This is a genomic window from Luteimonas sp. TWI596, assembly GCF_039674105.1.
GTDB lineage: Bacteria > Pseudomonadota > Gammaproteobacteria > Xanthomonadales > Xanthomonadaceae > Luteimonas.
Genome location: NZ_JBDJMU010000022.1, coordinates 30,958 through 50,906, shown reverse-complemented (window position 1 = coordinate 50,906; position 19,949 = coordinate 30,958). Strand labels below are relative to the sequence as shown.

The 19,949-nt window shown below is 69.5% G+C and carries 17 protein-coding genes, 1 other RNA gene and 1 riboswitch; of the genes, 11 read left to right on the top strand and 7 right to left on the bottom strand.

Going from position 1 to position 19,949, the window contains the following annotated elements; all coding sequences use genetic code 11:
- From ABE487_RS14875 to ABE487_RS14860, 4 genes are all read right to left on the bottom strand, one after another.
- Nucleotides 1–3,201, bottom strand: a 3,201-nt coding sequence (locus ABE487_RS14875) for an MBG domain-containing protein (RefSeq protein WP_346452914.1), incomplete at its 3' end; no start/stop codon positions are given.
- A 10-nt stretch (nucleotides 3,202–3,211) separates the two neighbouring features.
- Complete coding sequence (locus ABE487_RS14870) at nucleotides 3,212–4,900, bottom strand: ShlB/FhaC/HecB family hemolysin secretion/activation protein (RefSeq protein ID WP_346445252.1); 1,689 nt, start codon at nucleotides 4,898–4,900, stop codon at nucleotides 3,212–3,214.
- Nucleotides 4,901–5,186: 286 nt separating this feature from the next.
- Entirely contained in the window at nucleotides 5,187–7,085 is a 1,899-nt protein-coding gene (locus tag ABE487_RS14865) for an ATP-binding protein (RefSeq protein ID WP_346452432.1), read from the bottom strand.
- Between the two features lie 5 nt (nucleotides 7,086–7,090).
- Nucleotides 7,091–7,720: a response regulator transcription factor gene (locus ABE487_RS14860; protein WP_346445250.1), complete on the bottom strand. Its 630-nt coding sequence runs from the start codon at nucleotides 7,718–7,720 to the stop codon at nucleotides 7,091–7,093.
- Nucleotides 7,721–7,933: 213 nt separating this feature from the next.
- Between ABE487_RS14860 and glyA the strand changes: the two genes are divergently transcribed.
- From glyA to thiL, 8 genes are all read left to right on the top strand, one after another.
- Nucleotides 7,934–9,202, top strand: coding sequence for a serine hydroxymethyltransferase (glyA, locus tag ABE487_RS14855; protein ID WP_346448297.1), 1,269 nt, complete (start codon nucleotides 7,934–7,936; stop codon nucleotides 9,200–9,202).
- A 105-nt stretch (nucleotides 9,203–9,307) separates the two neighbouring features.
- Nucleotides 9,308–9,832 (top strand): transcriptional regulator NrdR, encoded by a 525-nt coding sequence (nrdR, locus tag ABE487_RS14850; RefSeq protein ID WP_346445248.1) that lies wholly within the window; start codon nucleotides 9,308–9,310, stop codon nucleotides 9,830–9,832.
- A 118-nt stretch (nucleotides 9,833–9,950) separates the two neighbouring features.
- Complete coding sequence (ribD, locus tag ABE487_RS14845; protein WP_346452434.1) at nucleotides 9,951–11,048, top strand: bifunctional diaminohydroxyphosphoribosylaminopyrimidine deaminase/5-amino-6-(5-phosphoribosylamino)uracil reductase RibD; 1,098 nt, start codon at nucleotides 9,951–9,953, stop codon at nucleotides 11,046–11,048.
- A gap of 175 nt (nucleotides 11,049–11,223) precedes the next feature.
- Nucleotides 11,224–11,391: riboswitch (FMN riboswitch) on the top strand.
- 94 nt (nucleotides 11,392–11,485) lie between these two features.
- Nucleotides 11,486–12,103: a riboflavin synthase gene (locus ABE487_RS14840; protein ID WP_346452436.1), complete on the top strand. Its 618-nt coding sequence runs from the start codon at nucleotides 11,486–11,488 to the stop codon at nucleotides 12,101–12,103.
- Nucleotides 12,100–13,200, top strand: a complete 1,101-nt coding sequence (gene ribB, locus ABE487_RS14835; RefSeq protein WP_346452438.1) for a 3,4-dihydroxy-2-butanone-4-phosphate synthase — start codon at nucleotides 12,100–12,102, stop codon at nucleotides 13,198–13,200. The genes ABE487_RS14840 and ribB overlap by 4 nt, the downstream gene beginning before the upstream one ends.
- A 40-nt stretch (nucleotides 13,201–13,240) precedes the next feature.
- Nucleotides 13,241–13,708: a 6,7-dimethyl-8-ribityllumazine synthase gene (ribH, locus tag ABE487_RS14830; protein WP_346452439.1), complete on the top strand. Its 468-nt coding sequence runs from the start codon at nucleotides 13,241–13,243 to the stop codon at nucleotides 13,706–13,708.
- A complete protein-coding gene (nusB, locus tag ABE487_RS14825) occupies nucleotides 13,705–14,169 on the top strand; it encodes a transcription antitermination factor NusB (RefSeq protein ID WP_346445244.1) in 465 nt (154 codons plus the stop codon). The genes ribH and nusB overlap by 4 nt, the downstream gene beginning before the upstream one ends.
- A 21-nt stretch (nucleotides 14,170–14,190) precedes the next feature.
- Nucleotides 14,191–15,147 (top strand): thiamine-phosphate kinase, encoded by a 957-nt coding sequence (thiL, locus tag ABE487_RS14820; protein WP_346452440.1) that lies wholly within the window; start codon nucleotides 14,191–14,193, stop codon nucleotides 15,145–15,147.
- Between the two features lies 1 nt (nucleotide 15,148).
- Here thiL and ABE487_RS14815 read toward each other — a convergent pair whose 3' ends face one another.
- The 3 genes from ABE487_RS14815 to ABE487_RS14805 form a co-directional block, all read right to left on the bottom strand.
- Nucleotides 15,149–15,706, bottom strand: coding sequence for a TlpA disulfide reductase family protein (locus ABE487_RS14815; protein WP_346445242.1), 558 nt, complete (start codon nucleotides 15,704–15,706; stop codon nucleotides 15,149–15,151).
- Between the two features lie 174 nt (nucleotides 15,707–15,880).
- Complete coding sequence (locus ABE487_RS14810) at nucleotides 15,881–16,261, bottom strand: YraN family protein (protein WP_346452441.1); 381 nt, start codon at nucleotides 16,259–16,261, stop codon at nucleotides 15,881–15,883.
- Nucleotides 16,258–17,487: a penicillin-binding protein activator gene (locus tag ABE487_RS14805; RefSeq protein WP_346445240.1), complete on the bottom strand. Its 1,230-nt coding sequence runs from the start codon at nucleotides 17,485–17,487 to the stop codon at nucleotides 16,258–16,260. The genes ABE487_RS14810 and ABE487_RS14805 overlap by 4 nt, the downstream gene beginning before the upstream one ends.
- Nucleotides 17,488–17,563: 76 nt before the next feature.
- Here ABE487_RS14805 and rsmI point away from each other — a divergent pair, with 76 nt between their 5' ends.
- The 3 genes from rsmI to rnpB all read left to right on the top strand — a co-directional run bounded on the left by rsmI (nucleotide 17,564) and on the right by rnpB (nucleotide 19,793).
- On the top strand, nucleotides 17,564–18,400 hold the full coding sequence (rsmI, locus tag ABE487_RS14800; RefSeq protein ID WP_346445257.1) for a 16S rRNA (cytidine(1402)-2'-O)-methyltransferase: 837 nt from the start codon (nucleotides 17,564–17,566) through the stop codon (nucleotides 18,398–18,400).
- Nucleotides 18,401–18,438: 38 nt separating this feature from the next.
- Nucleotides 18,439–19,308: an alpha/beta hydrolase gene (locus ABE487_RS14795; protein ID WP_346452442.1), complete on the top strand. Its 870-nt coding sequence runs from the start codon at nucleotides 18,439–18,441 to the stop codon at nucleotides 19,306–19,308.
- A 106-nt stretch (nucleotides 19,309–19,414) separates the two neighbouring features.
- Nucleotides 19,415–19,793, top strand: an RNA gene (gene rnpB, locus ABE487_RS14790) — RNase P RNA component class A.
- Nucleotides 19,794–19,949 lie beyond the last annotated feature (156 nt).

The following is a 19,949-nucleotide window of genomic DNA, read 5'->3' as shown; positions in this document are numbered from 1 at the left end:
GCCTTCGGTCACCGACCAGGTGAGGGTGGGGTCGGCATTGCCGTAGACCTTGGCGAGGCTGTCGGCGGTGACGGTGATCGCCCGCGGGTCGATGGTGAGCACGCCATCGATGGCGGTGACGACATAGTTGTCATTGATCTGCACCGATGTGCCGATGGTGTAAGTGCCTGCGTTCTCGCCGCTCGAACGGACGAGGGTCACGGTCATCGTATCGCTTGCGGCCAGGCTGCCCTCCTTGAACGACCAGGACAGCATTGGGTCCGTATCCCCGTAGACCTTGCGGGCGTCGTGTGCGGCGATGGTGATCGCCCGCGGGTCGATGGTCAGTACGCCGTCGATGGCAGTGACGACGTAGTTGCCGTTGGCCAGCGCGGAGGCATCGATGGTGTAGCGGCCCACGTTCTCGCCGGCTTCGCGGGTGAGTGCACCCGTGAGAGTGTCGGCACCAACGAGGCTGCCTTCGGTCACCGACCAGGTGAGCGAGGGATCGGCATTGCCGTAGACCTTGGCGAGACTGTCGGCGGTGACGGTGATCGCCCGCGGGTCGATGGTCATGCTCGCATCGCCGTAGCTGATGTCATAGCCCTGCTGGCCCGAGTACAGGCCTGACAAAACAAGTGAACCATCCGTCGTGCGGTAGACGCCCACATTCCCGGACCGGGTCATGTAGGCGAGGCTGCCATCCAGCAGGGCGCCGCTGATGCTGGTGTCATAGGCGGCGATGCCCGTGGCAACGGTGCCGTCGTAAACCGTCCTCGGGAAGGTCGACGCCGTCACATCGATCGGAGTGAGAAAGCTGCGCAGCAGTGGCGTGCCGTGACCCTCGTAGAGGCGCCAGATGCTGCCGGTACCGCCACGCGTATCGAGATCGCTGCCCCAACTGGCAAACGTGCTGCGCTGGCCCAACTGCGCCAGCGTTCTGCCCGTGCCGACGCTGTTGCCTTCCCAGCCAGGTCCGCCCGCACCGCGATTGTTGATGGTGCCCGAGGCATCCGTGGTGGCGTAGAAGCTGCGGACGACACTGCTGGACGCCGTGCTCTGCCCCACCAGTCCACCCTTTTGCTGGCCGGACACGACCTGGCCCAGGGCATAGCTGTTGGCGACGTGGCCGTCGTTGTGATTGAAGCCAACCAGACCGCCTGCTGCGCCGACGACCGAATTGGGAACTTCGCTGGAGACCGAAACCGCTGCGTAGCTGGCGTCGACGCGGCTGCTGCTGCGACCGACGAGCCCCCCGGCGTACGACGTGTGATCGCTGGAAGCATGCACCGTGCCGGTGGCATAGCTGTTGGCGATGACGCTGCCGGTGGCGAATCCTACCAATGCGCCTGCGGTGACGTAACTGCCGCTGTGTCCTCTGACATTGGCATCCGCCAGACCGATGTTGGCGATCCTCGCACCTGAACCTGTGCGACCGAACAGGCCTGCATAGGTGAACGTGTTGCCGTCGTCGGTGGTGTAGGTGGGGCCGGCTGAAATGGTCAGACCTGACACCACGTGGCTGCGGCCGTCCAGGCTGCCGGTGAATCGGCTCGGATTGCTGTCGGTACGATTGTCACCAATCGGCACGAAACCGCTGCAGGTGCCGGCACTGCAGTTCCAGCCCCGCGTCCCACTTGCGTCGATGTCGTTCGCCAGCGCGAAGTGTCCGGTCAGGAACCCGACCATTCCCTGCAAGCCGTAGATGTCGGTCAGCTGGTACGGCGTGTCGGCTTGGGCGCCATCGCCCCCCAGCACACGCAGAAAACTACCGCCGCCGAGGCGGAAGTCGCGGGCGCTGAAGTCGGGCAGGTTGGGGCCGCGTTGCGACCAGTTTCCGCGATCAAGGGCAAACGTACCCAGGTCGAGGGTCGCATGTGCGGAGATGCCTGCACCCGCGTCGAGTTGCAGTCCGCCGGCGGGCGCCACGATCGCGGCGTCAAGGAGGATGTTCTGGTGGGCGCTGAGCGACAGCGTGGTATCGGCGCTCCAGGCCAGTGCGCCCAGGACCTGAACGTCGCCCGGATCGCTGGCCGAGGGCGTTGAAATCAGCGCGACGTTGGTGTTTTCCAGGTTGGCCTGGAGTGTCTGGGCAAGAAGCTTGCTTCCAGGTTGACCGACATCGCCCGGCCTCACCGCGAGATGCGTCGTTTCCATCGTCCACGCACCGGTCCGGCCTGCGTCCGCTCGGGTCGAGATCCGGGCATCGTCGTGGATGCGCACATGTGTGCCGCTGGTGCGGACGGTGCCGCCATTGCCGGAGTCGGGCGCGCTGGCGTCCAGCGATCCGGCCACTTCGACCGCGCCACCTCTGGAGTGGCCAGCGAGGTGGATTGTGCCTGCGAGCTCGCCGACAGTGCGGGCGCGGACGGTGCCGGTGTTGTTGATGAGCGTCTGCAGCGTGGCGTCGACTGCGCGTCCGGTCAGCAGCACCTGGCCGCCATCGGCATGGATCTGGCCGTGATTCTCGACCAGCGCACCGACGGCGCCGGCCTGGAGGCTGGCACCGCCGTCGCCTGGATCCAGGGTGATGGTCCGGCCAGAGGCGAGGGTGATACGACCGCGCGGGGCTTCGATCTGTCCGTGGTTGGCAACCTTCCCGCCCAGGAGCGTGATGCTGCCACCATGTTGGGCCGTCAACTCGCCATGATTGGCGATCGAAGCGGAAGGGGCGTTGCTCGCAGTGTTGAAGTGCAGGGTGCCGGTCAGGAAGTCGTCATTGCTGATGTCGAGCGTGGAGGCGACCAGTGCGCCCACATCGACTCGCGCGCCCTGGCCGAACACCACGCCTGCGCTGTTGACCAGGAACACGTGCCCGGGTGCTTCAATGCGGCCGTTGATGTAGCTGATGTCGCCGCCAGTCACGCGATTGAGCAGGACATCGCCGCTGGCCTGGTCGATACGCAGCAGCTTGTCTGCGCCCACGTTGAAGCTGTGCCAGTCGATCGCGGCGCGATGTGCAAACTGCTCAATGCGCATGCCGTCTTTATTCTGGGTAATACTCGAGATTCCTCGATAGCTTTGGATGCCGGTGGGGAGCGCGTCCGACGCGACCTGTGCCCAGGCGCTGCCGCCGGCCAACGCGATCGCGACCGCAAGCGTCGAGGGCAGGCGCTTGCGCCGTGGACTGGCGCCGCGGCCGCACGAGTGGCAAGCCAGCTCGGAGGCGACCTGGATGCGGCCGAGGATACGGTTGAAGACAAGGCTGTAGATTCGATTCATGGTGGAGTCCTCAGAACGTCATGCCGAGACGGGCCCAGATCTGGGTGCCGTCGTCATCAAAGGCGCGGTGGCGGGCAGTCGGCCGCGCCGCGGTCAGATCCAGGCGCATGTCTGGCTGCCACGGCAGGCGCAGGCCGATGCCAACGCCAGCGCCTTCCAGGGCGATGGGCAGTGCGCCCCGGCGGCGGTTGTCGTCGGCCGGTGATACCCGGCCCCAGTCGTAGAACAGCGAGAACGTCAGTAGGTCGCGCCAGGTGCCGCCTTCGAGGGGGGATGCGCGATCGGCGAAGCCGGGGGCATCGACCTGGTACTCGAATGACGCCAGGACGCCGCGGTCGCCCAGTGCGCTCGACAACGGGAAGGCACGCACGCTGTCTGGCCCGCCGAGGCTGAACTGCTCGAGAGGTACCAGCGCATCCTCGGTGAACTGCGCACTGCCGCGCAGCAGCACGCGCTGGTTGCCCGGCAGGGCCTGCAGGCGGGCGAGCGACAGCTTGCTGACGAGGAAGTGCGATGCATGTGCCGGGTAGAGCCAGTTGAAGCCGGGCGATTCGTCGTTGATCGATTTGCGTACCGTGGCTTCGGCGACGTTGATGCCGCGCAAGCGCCGATCGGTATGGCGCAGGCGCACCCCGGTTTCCAGAACGTCGAACTTGTGGCGCGACAGCTCCATGCCCAGGCCGTCCAGGCGCGACTGTTCGTGGATCCAGCGTGCCGAGGCGCTGGCGGTGAGGCCAGCCGACTGCGCGAAGGTCCAGTCGAGGCCTGCGTAGCCGATGGTGGTCGGGCCGTGGATCTCCAGCGCCGCCATCGGGCCGGTATTGAGTTCCAGCTCGCTGCGGCTCAGGCCGAACACACCGCTCAAACCGGGCGTGTGGGCGAACGGCAGGTTGAGCGCGACGGCGGCCTGCCAGCTGTCGGCCGGGTCGACGCCATAGGCCAGGTTTGCCGACAGCGTGTCGCTCGCGCCCAGTACGTTGTACGCGGCGATGCCGGCTTCCACGCGGTATCGGCCCGTGGCATCGGTGCCGTGGTTGTTCACGCCCACGCGCACGCCATAGGGGCGGGCGTTGTCCTCGGCCTGCAGCAGCACGTCGGTTTCGCCCGGATTGAGGCCGGGGCGCAGAACAGGCGAAAGCGTGACGCCGGGCAGGTCGCGGGCATAGAGCAGGGCGCGCTCGAGTTCCCGCAGGTGGAGTGGCTTGCCGATCAGCGACAGGCTGCTGGCGGCGATCTGATCTTCGCGGTAGCGCTGGCTGCCATGCGTCAGGATCCGTCCGATGCTGCCTTCCAGCACTTCGATGCGCGCGATGCCGGTCTGGCTGATGTCCTGCGGCGGCAGATAGGCGTAGGCCACGACGAAGCCCGCCTGGCGATACAACCCCGTGATCTCTTCGGCGATCGCTTCGAGCTGCGCCAGGCTGGCCTGCGCCGGCAGCGGGCCGATGATCCGCGCCGCAGCGTCATTGGCGGCATCCTTCACGTGCTGTGCGGTGATGCCCTTGTCGGCGTGCTCGCCCGCACCCCTGACCGTGACGCCGCGCAGCAGCAGGGTTTCGCCAGCTGTCGGGCCGGATTCGACGGCAGGTGGCGCAGGGTCGTCGCCTGTCCGCGCCAGAGCAGGCTGAAGAACGGCGGCCAGGGCGAGGGCGAGGGCGCCGATGCCGGAATGACGTGTGGGGCGATGAATCGGTCGCATGCTTGGGAACTCCAGGTGGATACGGGTGCACTCGGGCGCACACGCGTCCTTGGCAAACGGACGGTGGGCGGAGCGCACAGGTGTGCGCCCAACGCGGATGCGATGCCGGGATTCCGGGAGCGGAGAGTGCGTGGCGACCGGATCCCCCGAGCGGTCAGCAGTGGTCTGTGGCAGTGCGGGTGGCACCGGGCAGAGGCGGCAGAGAAGTATGTAGACCGTTCCTGCGCGCAGGAATCACTGCAATTGGGTAATCGATCGAAAAATGCAGGTCAGTTGCGAGCCTGCGTCAGCAAGCCTGCGGCTCTGTTTTCAGGGCGTGCTGCACATCGCGTAGGTGCAGGCTGATCCGGGTGTGGCCCGCCCGCGACTGGATCTGGAGTTCCCCACCCAAGGCGCCTGCACGCGCCTGCATCGAGTGCATGCCAAGGCCTGCACCATGCTGGCGGACGTGGGGCGCGTCGAAGCCGACGCCATCGTCCTCGATCCGCAGTTCGAGCGCGCCCGGCATCGGGATGTGCAGGGTGACGTCGACGTTGCATGCATCCGCGTGCTTGATGACGTTGGTCAACGCCTCTTCCAGCAGCCGCTTCATTTCCAGGCACTGGCGTACATCGGGCGGAACGCCCCAATGCGCGGGCACCTGCCAGCGGCTGTGGATGTCGAGCTCATCGAACAGGGTCGAGAATCGGTGGCGGACGGGCGCGAGCCAGGCGGTGGGCGTTTGCGGGGGGACGGGGTCGGTGGCCGCGCCGCTGTCGATGATCTGGCGCAGGTCGTCTCGCAACGAACGCAGTGTCGACAGGTGACGGGCGTCATCGGACCTGCCGGTGGCGTGCCCAGGCTGCTCGGCCAGCGCAATGGCGCGGCCGAGCGCGGCGCCCAGGCTGTCGTGCAGGTCGTAACTCATCTGCAGGCGCTCTTTGAGGCGCGAGTTCGCGATTGCCAGTTCCCGCTCCTGCCGCAACGAGATTTCGAGGTCGGTGCATGCCGTCTCGACCGCGGCATTGAGACGTTGGCTGAAGCGCTCGACACGACGCATGTTGCGGGCCACACGTGCGGCGAGCACGATCGAAATGACGAGCGAGAGGGCAATCCCGGCAATGGGCGCATAGGCACCGCGCGTGTAGAGCAGTCCGTTGACTGCCAGCAGGTCGTGCGCGGCTGCGAACAGAAAGACAAGTGCCACGATGGCGAAGGGCCGGTTGCGTGCGTTCGCCCTGTGTGCGCTGCGTACGATAAGCTCGAGGCACGTCATGATGAACGCGCCCACCGCAACGAGTGCATTGATGGAAATGATCGAGGCGAGGAGCGCTTGAGGGGACAGCAGGATCGACGCGGCGCCCATGCCACCGAGCGCGGCCATGGCACGGGTCTGCCGGGTGGACGGCGCCTTCACCAGGAGCCGCAGCACAAACATCCGGAAACAGTAAGCGTATGCCAGCAGTGCGAGCGTGTTGGCTCGCATCAGTGTCTGGGTGTCGGGGAACGGCCAGGTGTCGGTGGCCAGGACGTTCCAGATGAAGCCGGCCCAGGCGAAGCTGGTCAGCGCGAACCAGCCGTGCTCGGCGCGGCGGCGATAGAAGAGCCACATCCCCGCAAACATGCCCCCCATGGCGAGCGAGAGGGTGAGGCTGACGGTGAACATGGTGCGCCGATGCAACTGCAGGGAGTCCATGAGTGCATGGGCCTGGGGCGCGTCGAGGAGATGCACCAGCCCGAGTCCTTGCGAGGGCTGTCCGTGGCCTTGCACCTTGAACCACAGGGTGTTGCGTCCCGGGCGCAGCCCCGATCCGGGCAGAATCCAGTGGCGCGGCATGTTCCAGCTGCGGGACATTGGCTCGTCGAGTTGCAGGTCAGCCCACAACAGGTCGTCGTTGGAGTAGACCGCCCCGGCCATCACGATGGACTCGATCACCAGCGACGGAGGCCCGGCTCTCTGCGTGCAGTCCGAGTGCCAGTCGATCCTGTACCAGACCGTGCCGTCGTGGCCGGGCCATCGCTGCGACCACCGGTCCGGCAGGGTGACCGGCACCCAGCCGGTGGCGGGGTGAGCGGCTGCGGCCTGCTGGGAACCCTCAACACCGCGCGCGGCGGAGATCGATTCGATGACCGGTGTGCAGCACCAGCCTGTGGTGGGCAGCAGCAGTAGCCACGTCAGCAGGCAGAGGGCGCGCTGGCGCAGCACGTGCGTCAGTACACCAGGCCTATTGAGCGGGCTTCGTTCACCGCGCGCGTGCGTGATGAGACTTCGAGCTTCCGGTACACGTTTTTGATGTGGCACTCGACCGTGTAGCGTGACAGGTACAAGGACTCGGCGATCTCGCGATTGCTCAGTCCCTTGGCGACGAGGGTCAAGATCTGTTGTTCCCGGGGACTGAGGCCTGCGCTGTCGGCGGCCGGCTCGCTTGGGGTGGCACTGAAGGGCAGTTCGGCGATGATGTGATGGGCGATGAATGGATCGATCGGAGCGCCACCGCGCAGAATGCTGCGGATCGACAGACTCACCTCCAGGTCATCGCGCTCCTTGAGCACGTATCCCGTTGCACCGGCGCGCAGCGCGGCATACAGCGTCCGCCGCGCGCTCCAGGCGGAGATCACCAGGATGCGCAGCGCCGGATCGGCGGCGCGGAGTTCCTTGATCAGGTCCAGGCCGTCCCCGTCAGGCAGCCGCAGGTCCACCAGCGCGATCGCGAACGGCCCGCTCCGGCTCAATGCGCGTGCCTGCGCAAGTGTGTCAGCACAGGTGATGGTGCCAGCGCTATAGCCCAGATCCACCAGCAAACGTATCAGGCGTGCCTGGACGAGTGGTTCGTCTTCCACCAGGAGCAGCGGTGACGGGAGCGCGAGCGTTTGAGCGGGTATCATTCTCTGGAGCTTAACAAACCTGAACCAGTAATCAATAGGCCTCCTGCCATCCGAGCGCGTGTGGGTCCAGCGCACCGTGCGGAAACGGGCCGTGCAGATCGGAGCGCGCGGCGCCCGAGGAGATACAATCGTTCGTTGATCTGCCTTCCCTTTCCTTACGGAGTCGTCATGTTTCTCCGCGCTGATCGTCTTGCCCAATTCGACCCCGAACTCGCCCAGGCCATCGCGCAGGAGGTCCGCCGGCAGGAGGATCACGTCGAGCTGATCGCGTCGGAGAACTACTGCAGCGCGCTGGTCATGGCCGCGCAGGGCAGCCAGTTGACCAACAAGTACGCCGAGGGCTACCCGGGCAAGCGCTACTACGGTGGTTGCGAGTACGTCGACGTCGCCGAGCAACTGGCGATCGACCGGCTCAAGCAACTGTTTGATGCCGACTATGCCAACGTGCAGCCGCACTCGGGCTCGCAGGCCAACCAGGCGGTCTACTTCGCGCTGCTGCAGCCTGGCGACAAGATCCTGGGCATGAGCCTGGCACACGGCGGCCATCTGACCCACGGCGCCAAGGTCAACGCCTCTGGCAAGCTGTTCGACGCGGTGCAGTACGGCGTGGACGATGCCGGGCTGATCGACTACGACGAGGTCGAGCGGCTCGCGCTCGAGCACAAGCCGAAGATGGTCGTCGCCGGGTTCTCGGCGTACTCGCAGAAGATCGACTGGGCGCGCTTCCGCGCGATCGCCGACAAGGTCGGTGCACTGCTCTTCGTCGACATGGCCCATGTCGCGGGTCTGGTCGCGGCCGGGGTCTATCCCAGCCCGCTGCCCCATGCGCACGTCGTGACCTCGACCACGCACAAGACGCTGCGCGGCCCGCGCGGCGGCATCATCGTCGCCAGTCGCGAAGGCGCGGGCGACGCGTTCGACGACATGAGCAAGAAGCTGCAGTCGATCGTGTTCCCCGGCATCCAGGGCGGCCCGCTGATGCACGTGATCGCCGCCAAGGCGGTCGCGTTCAAGGAGGCACTCGACCCGGCGTTCAAGACCTACCAGCAGCAGGTGGTGAAGAACGCGCAGGCCATGGCGAAGGTGATCATCGAGCGCGGCTACAAGATCGTTTCCGGCAGCACCGAAAATCACCTGATGCTGGTCGACATGATCGGCAAGGACGTCAGCGGCAAGGAGGCCGAAGAAGCCCTGGGCCGCGCCCACATCACGGTCAACAAGAACGCCGTGCCCAACGACCCGCGCAAGCCGTTCGTGACCTCGGGCCTGCGCCTGGGGACGCCGGCGGTGACCACGCGCGGCTACACCGAGGCCGACTGCGCCGACCTGGCCCATTGGATCTGCGACGTGCTCGACGCACCGGCCGACGACAGCGTCATCGCCGCCGTGCGCGAGAAGGTCGCCGCGCAGTGCGCCAAGTATCCGGTGTATGGCTGACGCGCCTGGATTGGGAATGCAGGCGTCGGGGTCCGGATTACGTCCGTTTCCCGGCGCGGTTGCTTCTCCCGATCCTCGGGCCTCGATCGCGAATTCCTACGCCTGATGCACTGCCCCTTCTGCCAGCACATCGATACCCGGGTGATCGATTCGCGCGCGTCCGAGGACGGCGCGACGATCCGCCGGCGTCGCGAGTGCGAGGCCTGCGGGGAGCGGTTCAGCACGCTGGAGACGATCGAGCTCAAGCTGCCTGCGATCATCAAGGGCGATGGTCGCCGGGAGCCGTTCGACGCGCGCAAGCTGCGCTTGAGCATGGACCGCGCGCTGCACAAGCGGCCGGTGTCGGAGGAGCAGATCGAGGCGACGGTGCGGGCGGTGGTGCACCAGTTGCGCATGACCGCCGAGCGCGAGGTCTCGTCGCGGCGAGTCGGCGAGTTCGTTATCGCCGAGCTGCGCAAGCTCGACCACGTCGGTTTCGTGCGGTTCGCCTCGGTGTACCGGGCATTCGAGGACGTGGCCGATTTCCGTGAGGAACTCGACCGGCTCGAGCGCGACCTGCCGGCCGATGCGCAACTGCCGCTACTCGGCGGCGAGGCGCTGCCGCCCGGCCGGGGCGCGCGCAAGCGCTGACTGGCCGCGCCAACTGTGCGGTTGGCGAGATCGGAGCACCGTGACCGCCGATGACGCGCCGAGCGCAGGCGCGCGCGCTGTGGCGAGGCCCGCCCCCTGATCGCCTGGAGACCCCCGCATGACCGACTTCGATACCGACGATCACCGCCATATGGCGCATGCGCTGGCGCTGGCCGAGCGCGGCGCCTGGACGACGCGGCCCAACCCGATGGTCGGCTGCGTGCTGGTGCAGGGCGGCGCGGTCGTCGGCGAGGGCTGGCACCAGCGCAAGGGCGGGCCGCACGCGGAAGTGTTCGCGCTGCAGGCGGCCGGCGCGCGGGCGCAGGGCGCCACCGCCTACGTGACCCTCGAGCCGTGCGCGCATGTCGGCAGCACCGGGCCGTGCGCCGATGCGTTGATCGCGGCCGGGGTGACACGCGTGGTCGCGGCGATGCGTGATCCGTTTCCGCAGGTCGACGGCGCCGGCTTCGTCCGGTTGCGCGCGGCCGGGATCGCAGTCCAGGCCGGCTTGCTGGAAGCGCAGGCGCGCGCGCTCAATGCAGGCTTCCTGTCGCGGGTCGAGCGCGGCCGGCCGTGGGTGCGGGTCAAGCTTGCCTGCAGTCTCGATGGCCGCACGGCGATGGCCGACGGCGACTCGAAATGGATCAGCGGGCCGCTGTCGCGGGTCGATGTCATGCGCTGGCGCGCACGCAGCGGCGCGATCCTGACCGGCAGCGGGACCGTGCTGGCCGACGATCCAGCGCTGACCGTGCGGCTCGAGGACGCGGCGTCGTTCGTGCCGCCGCTGCGTGTCGTGCTCGATGCCGGGCTCGCCTCGCTGTCGCGCCGACAGGTCCGCGATGCGGCCGCGCCTACGCTCTACCTGCACGCCGCCGATGTCGCGGTGCCGGCGGACCTTGGCTGCGAACACGCCGCGTTGCCGCGGCGCGACGGCCGGCTGGACCTGGCGGCGGCGCTGGAGTTGCTGGCCGCGCGCGGGATCAACGAGGTCCAGGTCGAGGCCGGGGCCGTGCTGTCGGGCGCGCTACTGCGCGCCGGCCTGGTTGACGAGTTGCTGCTCTACGTCGCCCCGGTGCTGCTCGGCGAGCGCGCCCGGCCGCTGTTCGATGGCCTGGGCATCGACGCGATGGCGCACCGGCTGCAGCTGGAAACGGTCGATGTTGCGCGTTTTGGCGACGACATCCGGCTGCAGCTGCGTCCGGTCGCAGCCGGCTGAGCCACCCGCCCCGCGCCAAGGCACCGGATCGCGGCGCTTTCCTGCGCCGGGAGTGGGAAAGCGCCAGACAGGCGCGTGAGGCCCGGCCCGGTGCAATGAAGCGTCCCGCCGCGCGGGGCAGGCGAGGGCCGCGGCGCTGCTAGAATGCCCGCGCCGGCCTGTCCGGCAACCAATCGAATGTCTTCAGGGCGGGGTGGAAGTCCCCACCGGCGGTAGGCGCGGCGACGCGCGAGCCCGCGAGCGCTGCCGGCGACGTGCGAGATCCTCGCGTCGGCCCGACAGGTCAGCAGACCCGGTCGAAGTCCGGGGCCGACGGTCAGAGTCCGGATGCAAGAAGACGACGTCATGCGTGGCCCCGCGGCCGCGCGCGCTGTCGCGTCCCGAACCGTTCCCATTCGGCACACCGTGCGGGCGACCGCGCGGACGGAGGCAGCGACATGTTCACCGGATTGATCGAAGGCGTCGGACGCCTGGTTTCCAACGAGTCCCGCGGCGGCGACGCGCGGCTGCGCATCGCGGTCGGCACGTTGCCGTTCGCGGACGTGGCGCTGGGCGAGAGCATCGCGGTCAACGGCGTTTGCCTGACGGTCGTCGCACACGACGACGCGCACTTCGAGGCCGATGCCTCGACCGAGACGCTGGCCCTGACCACGCTCGGTGCGCTGGCCGCGGGCCGACCGGTGAACCTCGAGCGCGCGATGCGCCCGACCGACCGGCTCGGCGGACATCTGGTCAGCGGCCATGTCGATGGCGTCGGCCGGGTGGCCTCGGTGCACGACGACGCGCGCGCGCAGCGCTGGCGCTTCCAGGCGCCGGCGGCGCTGCTGCGCTACGTCGCCCACAAGGGCTCGATCTGCGTCGATGGCGTCAGCCTGACGGTCAACGCGGTCGATGCCGAGGGCTTCGAGGTCGCGCTGGTGCCGCACACCGTCGCGCATACCGCGTTCGGCGCCACCGCGGTCGGCGAGGCGGTCAACCTGGAGGTGGACCTGGTCGCGCGCTACGTCGAGCGCCTGCTCGCCAGTGGTGTGGCGCCGTCGGAGGCGCGCGCATGAACTTCGCACCGATCCCCGAACTGCTCGAGGAGATCCGCGCCGGCCGGATGGTCGTGGTCGTCGACGATGAGGACCGCGAGAACGAGGGCGACCTGATCATGGCGGCCGAACTGGTCCGCCCGTCCGACATCAACTTCATGGTCACCCACGGTCGTGGCCTGGTCTGCCTGCCGCTGACGGCCGACCGCGCGGCCCAGTTGGGCCTGGCGCCGATGGTGCGGGCCAACACCGCGCAGTTCCAGACCAACTTCACGGTCAGCATCGAGGCCGCCGAGGGCGTGACCACGGGCATCTCGGCGCACGACCGCGCGCATACCATCCGCACCGCGGTCCGGGCCAACGCGCGGCCGGAGGACCTGCACCAGCCCGGCCACATCTTCCCGCTGATCGCCCAGCCCGGTGGCGTGCTGACCCGCGCCGGCCACACCGAGGCCGGTGTGGACCTGGCGATGCTGGCCGGTCTTGAGCCGGCGGGCGTGCTGGTGGAGATCCTCAACCCCGACGGCAGCATGGCGCGTCGTCCAGAGTTGGCGGCGTTCGCGCGCGAGCACGGGCTGAAGATGGGCTCGATTGCCGACCTGATCGCCTATCGCCTGAGCACCGAGCGCACCGTCGAGCGCATCGACGAGCGCGACATCGAGACCGAGTTCGGCCCGTTCCGGCTGGTGACCTATCGCGACCGGATCGCGCACGAGCTGCATTTCGCGCTGGTGCGCGGCACGCCGGATGCGGCGACGCCGACGCTGGTCCGTGTGCAGGTCGAGAACCCATTGGCCGACCTGCTGCACTGGCGCCGCGACGATTTCGGGGTCGCCGCCACCGATGCGCTGCGGGCGATCGCGGCCGAAGGGCAGGGCGTGATGGTCGTGCTGTCGGCGCCGCGCGATGCCGATGGCCTACTGGCGCGGCTGCGGCGCGAGCCGGTCGTGCGCCCCCCGGGCAAGGACAAGGATGTCGGGCAGTGGCGACGCAACGGCGCCGGCGCGCAGATCCTGGCCGACCTCGGCCTGGGCCGGCTGCGCGTGCTGGGCACGCCGCGCCGGCAGATCGGCCTATCCGGCTACGGGCTGGAGGTCGTGGAGACCGTTCCGGCATGACGCGCGCTAAACTGGCCGGCCTGAGCGAGACCCCATGCCCATGAGCCACATCGAAGGCGACCTGCGCGCCCCGACCGGCGCGCGTTACGCGATCGTCGCCAGCCGCTGGAATCCCAAGATCACCGACGCCCTCGTTGCCGGCGCGCGCGCGGCGTTTGCCGACCACGGCGTCGCCGACGATGCGGTCGACGTGGTGCGCGTGCCCGGCGCCTGGGAGATCCCGCTGGCGTGCGCGCGCCTCGCCGCGGCCGGCGGTTATGCCGCACTGCTGGGCCTGGGCTGCGTGGTGCGCGGCGATACCCGGCACTACGAGCAGGTGGCCGACGGCTGCAGCGATGCGCTGATGCGCGTTGCGCTCGATGCCGGCGTGCCGGTCGCCAACGGCGTGCTCGCGGTCGAAGACTACAGCGACGCCGAGAAGCGGGCCGGCGGTAGCCATGGCAACAAGGGCGAGGAGGCGGCGCTGGTCGCCATCGAAATGAGCAACCTGCTGGACAAGATCGGATGACCCAGACCCGCAAACCCCATGGCGTCGACCCGGTGCTGCGCTCGCGCGCGCGCCGCCGCGCGCTGCAGGCCGTCTACGCGATGCAGATGTCCGGCGCGCAGGCGCGCGAGATCGTCGCGCAGTTCGCCCACGAACAGGCCAAGGAAGTCGCCGATCTGGCGTACTTCGAGGATCTGGTACACGGCGTGGGCAGCCGTTACCGCGAACTCGACGCCGCGCTGGCGCCGTTCCTCGACCGCGAGATCGACGAGGTCGACCCGATCGAGCGCGCGATGCTGCGCATCGCCGCCTACGAGCTGCAGCACCGCGTCGACGTGCCCTACCGCGTGGTCATCGACGAGGCCCTGCGTACGGTCAAGCGCTTCGGCTCCGAGCACGGCCACACCTACGTCAACGGCGTGCTCGACCGCGCCGCTGCGCAGTGGCGCGCGCCCGAGGTCGGGGCGTTGCGCAGCCGCTGACCGCCTTCGCGTCGCATTCCGGTGGCTGGCGAGTTCTCGCTGATCGATCGCATCCGCGCCCGCGTGGTGCGGCGGGGCGATGTGGTGCTGGGCATCGGCGATGACGCCGCGCTACTGACGCCCGAGGCGGGCGGGCAGCTCGTGGTGGCGATGGACACGCTCAATGTCGGCGTGCATTTTCCCGGCGACACCGCCGCTGCCGACATCGGCTGGAAAGCGCTGGCGGTCAATCTGTCGGACCTGGCGGCGATGGGCGCGCGACCGGCCTGGTGCACCTTGTCGCTGTCGTTGCCGGCCCCTGACGCCGGCTGGATCGACGCCTTCCTCGACGGCTTCGACGCGCTGGCGCGTCCGCACGCGGTTGCGTTGGTCGGTGGCGACACCACGCGCGGCCCGCTGTCGGTCTGTGTCGCGGTCCACGGCTTCGTTGCGCCCGGGCAGGCGCTGCGACGTGATGGTGCCCAGGTCGGCGACGACGTCTGGGTCAGCGGTTCCCTGGGCGATGCGGCCGCCGCACTTGCGCAGTGGACGCAGGGCGGGGCGCGCGATACCGAATTGCGTCGCCGGCTCGACCGGCCGGACCCGCGGCTTCCACTGGGTCAGGCGCTGGTGACGCATGCGCATGCCGCGATCGACGTGTCCGATGGCCTGCTGGCCGATCTCGGCCATCTCTGCCGGGCGAGTGGGGTGGCTGCGCAGGTCGATGTCGATGCGCTGCCGGCCTCCGCGGCGTTGCGGCGCGCGATCGCCGACCCTGGACAACATCGTACGTTGCAGGCCACGGGCGGCGACGACTACGAGCTGTGTTTTACCGCGCCCCAGCATGCGCGCGCGGCGATCGCCGCGATTGCGCGGGCCAGCGGGATCCCGGTCACCCGGGTCGGGTGCATCGTGGCCGGCGACGGCGTCGTCGCGCGCACCGGCGACGGTGCCGCCTGGACGCCCGCCCGCGCCGGCTGGGACCACTTCGCCGGTTGAATCAGCGCGATGCGGTGTCCGGCACCGGACGGGTGCGCACCTCGTCGGGCAGCAGGCTCAGCACTTCGTCGATGATGCCGGGCAGGGACTGCTCGCTGTAGCCGCGATGCGTGAAGGCGACGCGGCCGTCGCGGTCGAGCATGAACATGTGCGGCAGCGTCCTGACCCCGTAGAGATCGCTGATGCGGCCGCGCGGGTCCGGGACCCAGGTCAGGTCGATGTCGCGGTTCTTGCGGACCACGTCGATGAAGTCGGCGCGCGGTTCCTTGTAGTTGACCGCGACGACCTCGAGCGCATCCCGGCCGACCACGCGCTGGAAATGGCCCAGGACCGGCAGTTCCTTGCGGCAGGGCGGGCACCAGGAGGCCCAGAAGGTCACGATCACGACCTTGCCGCGCAGCGCGGCAAGATCCACCTCGCGGCCCGCGCGATCCTTGCCGAGCAACGGCGGCGGCACGCTGCCGACCGGCGGTGGTGTCGCCTCCTGGGCGCACGCGCCGCCCATCGCAGCGGTGAGCAGCGCGCAGGCCAGCACGCAGCTGACGATCGATCGCCTCATCCCTGAATCTCCTGTGGTTCCCCGCGCCGATCTTCGCATGCGCCCGGCCTGATACGTACTGGGTCTCGCCAGGGGCGGTGCGTTCGTGCGGCGATCGACACGCACGAATGCGTTTGATCGGGTATCGCTGCCTCGCGGATCGACGCACGCCGCCCGCGCGGCGCGGACACACGCTCAATCGTCCGCGCGGAACGCGTCCTCGATCCAGCGCAGGATCGGCGCGGCCGCATCGCCGGTGGTTTCGACGACATCGAAGCGGCAGGGCAGGTCGCGCAGTCGGGGCTGGCGCGACAGGAACAACTGCGCTGCCAGTACGATCCGGCGGCGCTTGCCGGCATCGATCGACGCCGCGCCGCCGCCGAAGCGCAGGGTGCGCCGGTGCCGCACCTCGACGAACACGACCGTCGCGGCCGCGCCGCGCGCGTCGCGCATGACCAGGTCCAGCTCGCCGCCGCGGTAGCCGACGTTGGCGGCCAGCAGCGTCAGTCCGGCCGCCTGCAGGTGGGCCAGCGCCGCCCGCTCGGCGGCCTGGCCGTCGCTGCGGCGCTCGTTCAACCGCCAGCGTCCGCCTGCGCGACCACGCGGCCGTCGCGCCAGGTCGCCCAGGCCGGCTGGCGCACGACCTGGCCGCCGGGGCCGATGCGCAGCATGCCGGTGGCGCCGCCGATACCGGCCTCGGCATTGCGGCTCAGATGTTCAAGGTAGCCGCTCAGCAGCCAGGCATCGAAGCCGAACGCGAACAGCCGCGCCGCGCCGCCGCGCGCGGTCGGCAGGTCGCGCGCGATCGTCGCCTGCGGCGGCAGCGAGCGCGCGCTAGCGCCGGTGGACCAGCTTTCGGTCGGGAACATGATGCCGTCCAGGATCTGGTCTTCCTCCGGCTTGCCGGTGCCTGCGGTCAGCTGCGAGGTGCCCAGGCGCAACCGGCTGCCGAGCCCGGCGACCGACAGCTGGGGGGCGATCACGCGCGCCTGGTTGCCGCGGATCGCCAGGAACACCGCATCCACGCCCGCGCCGGCGGTCACCGCATTGTGGAAGGCGGCGGTCTGGTCGACCGGGGTGTCGCCGACGACCGCGATCGTGCCGACGATGGTGCCGCCGGCCTGGGTCAGACGCGCGCGCAGGGCGTCGACGCTGCGCCGTGCATTGTCGTCGCCATTGCTGAGCACCAGTACATTGCGCGCGTTGCGGCGCAGCAGGTACTGCGCGGCCGCATCGCCTTCGTCCTCCGGCGCCAACGAGAACGCCGCGGCGTTCTGGGGGGGCGTGGTCGCACCGCGGTTGAGCCCGAGCAGCGGCACCGCCGAGGCCGACTGCATGACCGCGTCGACCTCGTCGCGGCCCAGCGGCCCGACGATCTGGTCGGCGCCCTCGGCGATCGCGCGGGCATAGGCCCCGGCGGCGCCGGCCGGCGTGCCGGCGGTGTCGTAGAAGGCCAGTTCCGGCCGCGTGCGGCGCTCGCCGTAGTAGCCGGCCAGCAGGCCGTCCCGGACCGGGCCGGCGGCGGTCGCCAGCGCACCGCTCATCGGCAGCAGCACCGCGAGCTTGCGCGGCGGGCGGTAGCCGTCGGATTCGGCGGGCGGGCGAGCGTCGTCGAACTGCCAGCGGCCCGGCTCGGCGGGGGCGGCGTCGCCGGCCCCTGGGCCGGCGGTGCCGGTCGTGCGCACGGTCGCGCACCCGGCGATCAGCGCCACCAGGGCCACGGCCACCATCGGGCGGGTGGCGCTGCCGGGACGGAGGACGCGCGGGGTCGCGTGCGCGGTCTGGGCCTGGGTTGCTGTCATGTCGCGGTTCCGCTGCGGGATAATGGCCGCATTCTAGCGTTCCGCTGTGGAGACGATGACTGCATCCGCCCGCCCCATGCCCGCGCCGGGCGTCCTGCACGTCGTCGCCACGCCGATCGGCAACCTGGGCGACCTGTCGCCCCGCGCGCAGCAGGTGCTGCGCGAGGTCGATGCGATCTGCGCCGAGGACACCCGGCACACCCGCCAGTTGCTCGGCCATTTCGGCATCGAGCGACCGCTGGTCGCGCTGCACGAGCACAACGAGGACGGGCTGGCGGCGCGCCTGGTGGAGCGCCTGCGCGGCGGCGAGGCCCTGGCGCTGGTCAGCGATGCGGGGACCCCGCTGGTCAGCGATCCGGGTTTCCGACTGGTCGCGGCCGCGCGCGCGGCCGGCCTGCGGGTGTCGCCGGTGCCGGGCCCGAGTGCCTTGATTGCGGCGCTGAGTGCGGCCGGGCTGCCCAGCGACCGGTTCGTGTTCGAAGGGTTTCTGCCGGCGAAGGCGGGCGCGCGGCGCGAACGGCTGCAGGCGCTCGCCGCCGAGCCGCGCACCTTGTTGTTCTACGAGTCCTCGCACCGGATCGACGCAATGCTCGCCGACGCCGTCGCGGCATTCGGTCCCGCGCGCCGCGCGGTGGTCGCCCGCGAACTCACCAAGTTGTTCGAGACCGTGCTCGACGGCGACCTGGCAGCGTTGCACGCGCGCGTCGTCGCCGACGCCGACCAGCGCAAGGGCGAGTTCGTCGTGCTTGTCGAAGGCGCGCCCGCTTCCGAGGATGCAGCACTGGCGGAAGGGCGGCGGCTCTACGCCGCGCTCGCGCGACACTTGCCGCCGTCGACCGCGGCCAAGGTCGCCGCCGAACTCAGCGGCGCGCCGCGCAAGGCGCTCTACGGCCAGGGAACTCAGGACGCCTGAACGGGTCGAATGGCATCCGTCGCAAGGATGCCGATCGCATGTCCCGAGACCTCCGCCGTCTGGCGGCCGTCATGTTCTGTTTCGTGCTGGCCGGTTGTGCCTTCCGCGTGCAGGAATCGCATCTCGTCCGGCCGATGCCGGCGCCGCCGACCGATCTGGACGCGCTGCGTGCCGCCTACCCGGCCCACACCGCGACCGAGACGCGGATCGAGACCGCCGATGGCGCCTCGCTGTACCAACTGCGGTTGCAGCGGCCCGACGCCCGCGCGACGGTGCTGTACTTTGGCGGTAACGGCTATCGCATCGGGTTGCATGCCAAGTTCGCCCTGCGGGCTTACGAGGCATTGCCAGTGGATCTGGTGCTGGTCGATCACCGCGGCTACGGTGGCAGCACCGGGACACCGACCATCGCCGCGCTGCAGGCCGACGCGCTGCAGGTCTACGATGCGCTGCGCACCGAGACCGCGGCGTCGGGCCGGCCGCTGATCGTGCACGGGCAATCGCTGGGCAGTTTTCTTGCCGGCCATGTCGCCGATGCGCGCACGCTCGATGCCGTGATCCTCGAAAGTTCGATGACCACGACCGAGGACTGGGCCGCGGCGATGCGCGCGCGGTCGGGGTTCTGGACGCGGCTGGCAGTGCGCCGCTTCGACATTGCGCCGGCGTTGCGGCAGGCCGGCAACCTCGAGATCGCCAGGCGGCTGGACGAGCCGGTGCTGTTCGTTGTCGGCGAACGCGACGTCGTCACTGCGCCGCGGTTCTCGCAGGCGCTGTACGACGCGACGCCGCTGCCGCCCCAGGACAAGCGCCTGGAGGTCGTGCCCGAGCGCGGCCACAACGACGCGTCGTCCTCGCCCCAGTTCCGCGCCGCGATGCTGGCGCTGCTGGATCGCGTCGAGCGCGATTGAGGGGGGGGGCGCGCAGGTTGCCGGTATGCATGAAACGCGCCGCGTGGCGACGTGCTCCAAGCCGAGGCTGCCACGTTTGGAGTGGCATGCGACAATGCGCGCCGGCGGAGTCGGCCGGACAGTCGCGTCGTCGGCCTTCACTTCGGTGGAGACCGGCGCCGAGGAAAGTCCGGGCTCCACAGGGCACGGTGCCAGGTAACGCCTGGGCGGCGCGAGTCGACGGAAAGTGCAACAGAAAGATACCGCCAGCGGCCCGGTCGTCTCCGGACGGCCAGGTGCGGGCAAGGGTGAAATGGTGCGGTAAGAGCGCACCGCGAGCCTGGTAACAGGCCGGCACGGCAAACCCCACCGGGAGCAAGACCAAATAGGGACCTCATGACGCGGCCCGCGTCGGGTCCGGGTAGGTTGCTTGAGCGTATCGGTGACGATGCGCCTAGAGGAATGACTGTCCACGACAGAACCCGGCTTACAGGCCGGCTCCGCCACCTGATCGAAAGCGGCTGATCTCCCCTGCAGCGCAGGGGAGGTCGGCACGTGCTGCGGGCTGGACGGGCTGCGTTGGTCGAGATGCGGCGCGCTCGTCGAGGTCGCGGCGTGATGGAACGCAGTGAGTAGAGAAAGGCCCGATCCTGCGACCGTCC

Bases quoted from the DNA above. Each gene is read 5' to 3' on its own strand.
- rsmI (WP_346445257.1), top strand. From the start codon at position 17,564: ATGCCCGCGCCGGGCGTCCTGCACGTCGTCGCCACGCCGATCGGCAAC.
- ABE487_RS14805 (WP_346445240.1), bottom strand. From the start codon at position 17,487: ATGACAGCAACCCAGGCCCAGACCGCGCACGCGACCCCGCGCGTCCTC.
- ribD (WP_346452434.1), top strand. From the start codon at position 9,951: ATGACCGACTTCGATACCGACGATCACCGCCATATGGCGCATGCGCTG.
- glyA (WP_346448297.1), top strand. From the start codon at position 7,934: ATGTTTCTCCGCGCTGATCGTCTTGCCCAATTCGACCCCGAACTCGCC.
- ABE487_RS14840 (WP_346452436.1), top strand. From the start codon at position 11,486: ATGTTCACCGGATTGATCGAAGGCGTCGGACGCCTGGTTTCCAACGAG.
- ribB (WP_346452438.1), top strand. From the start codon at position 12,100: ATGAACTTCGCACCGATCCCCGAACTGCTCGAGGAGATCCGCGCCGGC.
- ABE487_RS14870 (WP_346445252.1), bottom strand. From the start codon at position 4,900: ATGCGACCGATTCATCGCCCCACACGTCATTCCGGCATCGGCGCCCTC.
- nrdR (WP_346445248.1), top strand. From the start codon at position 9,308: ATGCACTGCCCCTTCTGCCAGCACATCGATACCCGGGTGATCGATTCG.
- nusB (WP_346445244.1), top strand. From the start codon at position 13,705: ATGACCCAGACCCGCAAACCCCATGGCGTCGACCCGGTGCTGCGCTCG.
- ABE487_RS14795 (WP_346452442.1), top strand. From the start codon at position 18,439: ATGTCCCGAGACCTCCGCCGTCTGGCGGCCGTCATGTTCTGTTTCGTG.
- ribH (WP_346452439.1), top strand. From the start codon at position 13,241: ATGAGCCACATCGAAGGCGACCTGCGCGCCCCGACCGGCGCGCGTTAC.
- ABE487_RS14815 (WP_346445242.1), bottom strand. From the start codon at position 15,706: ATGAGGCGATCGATCGTCAGCTGCGTGCTGGCCTGCGCGCTGCTCACC.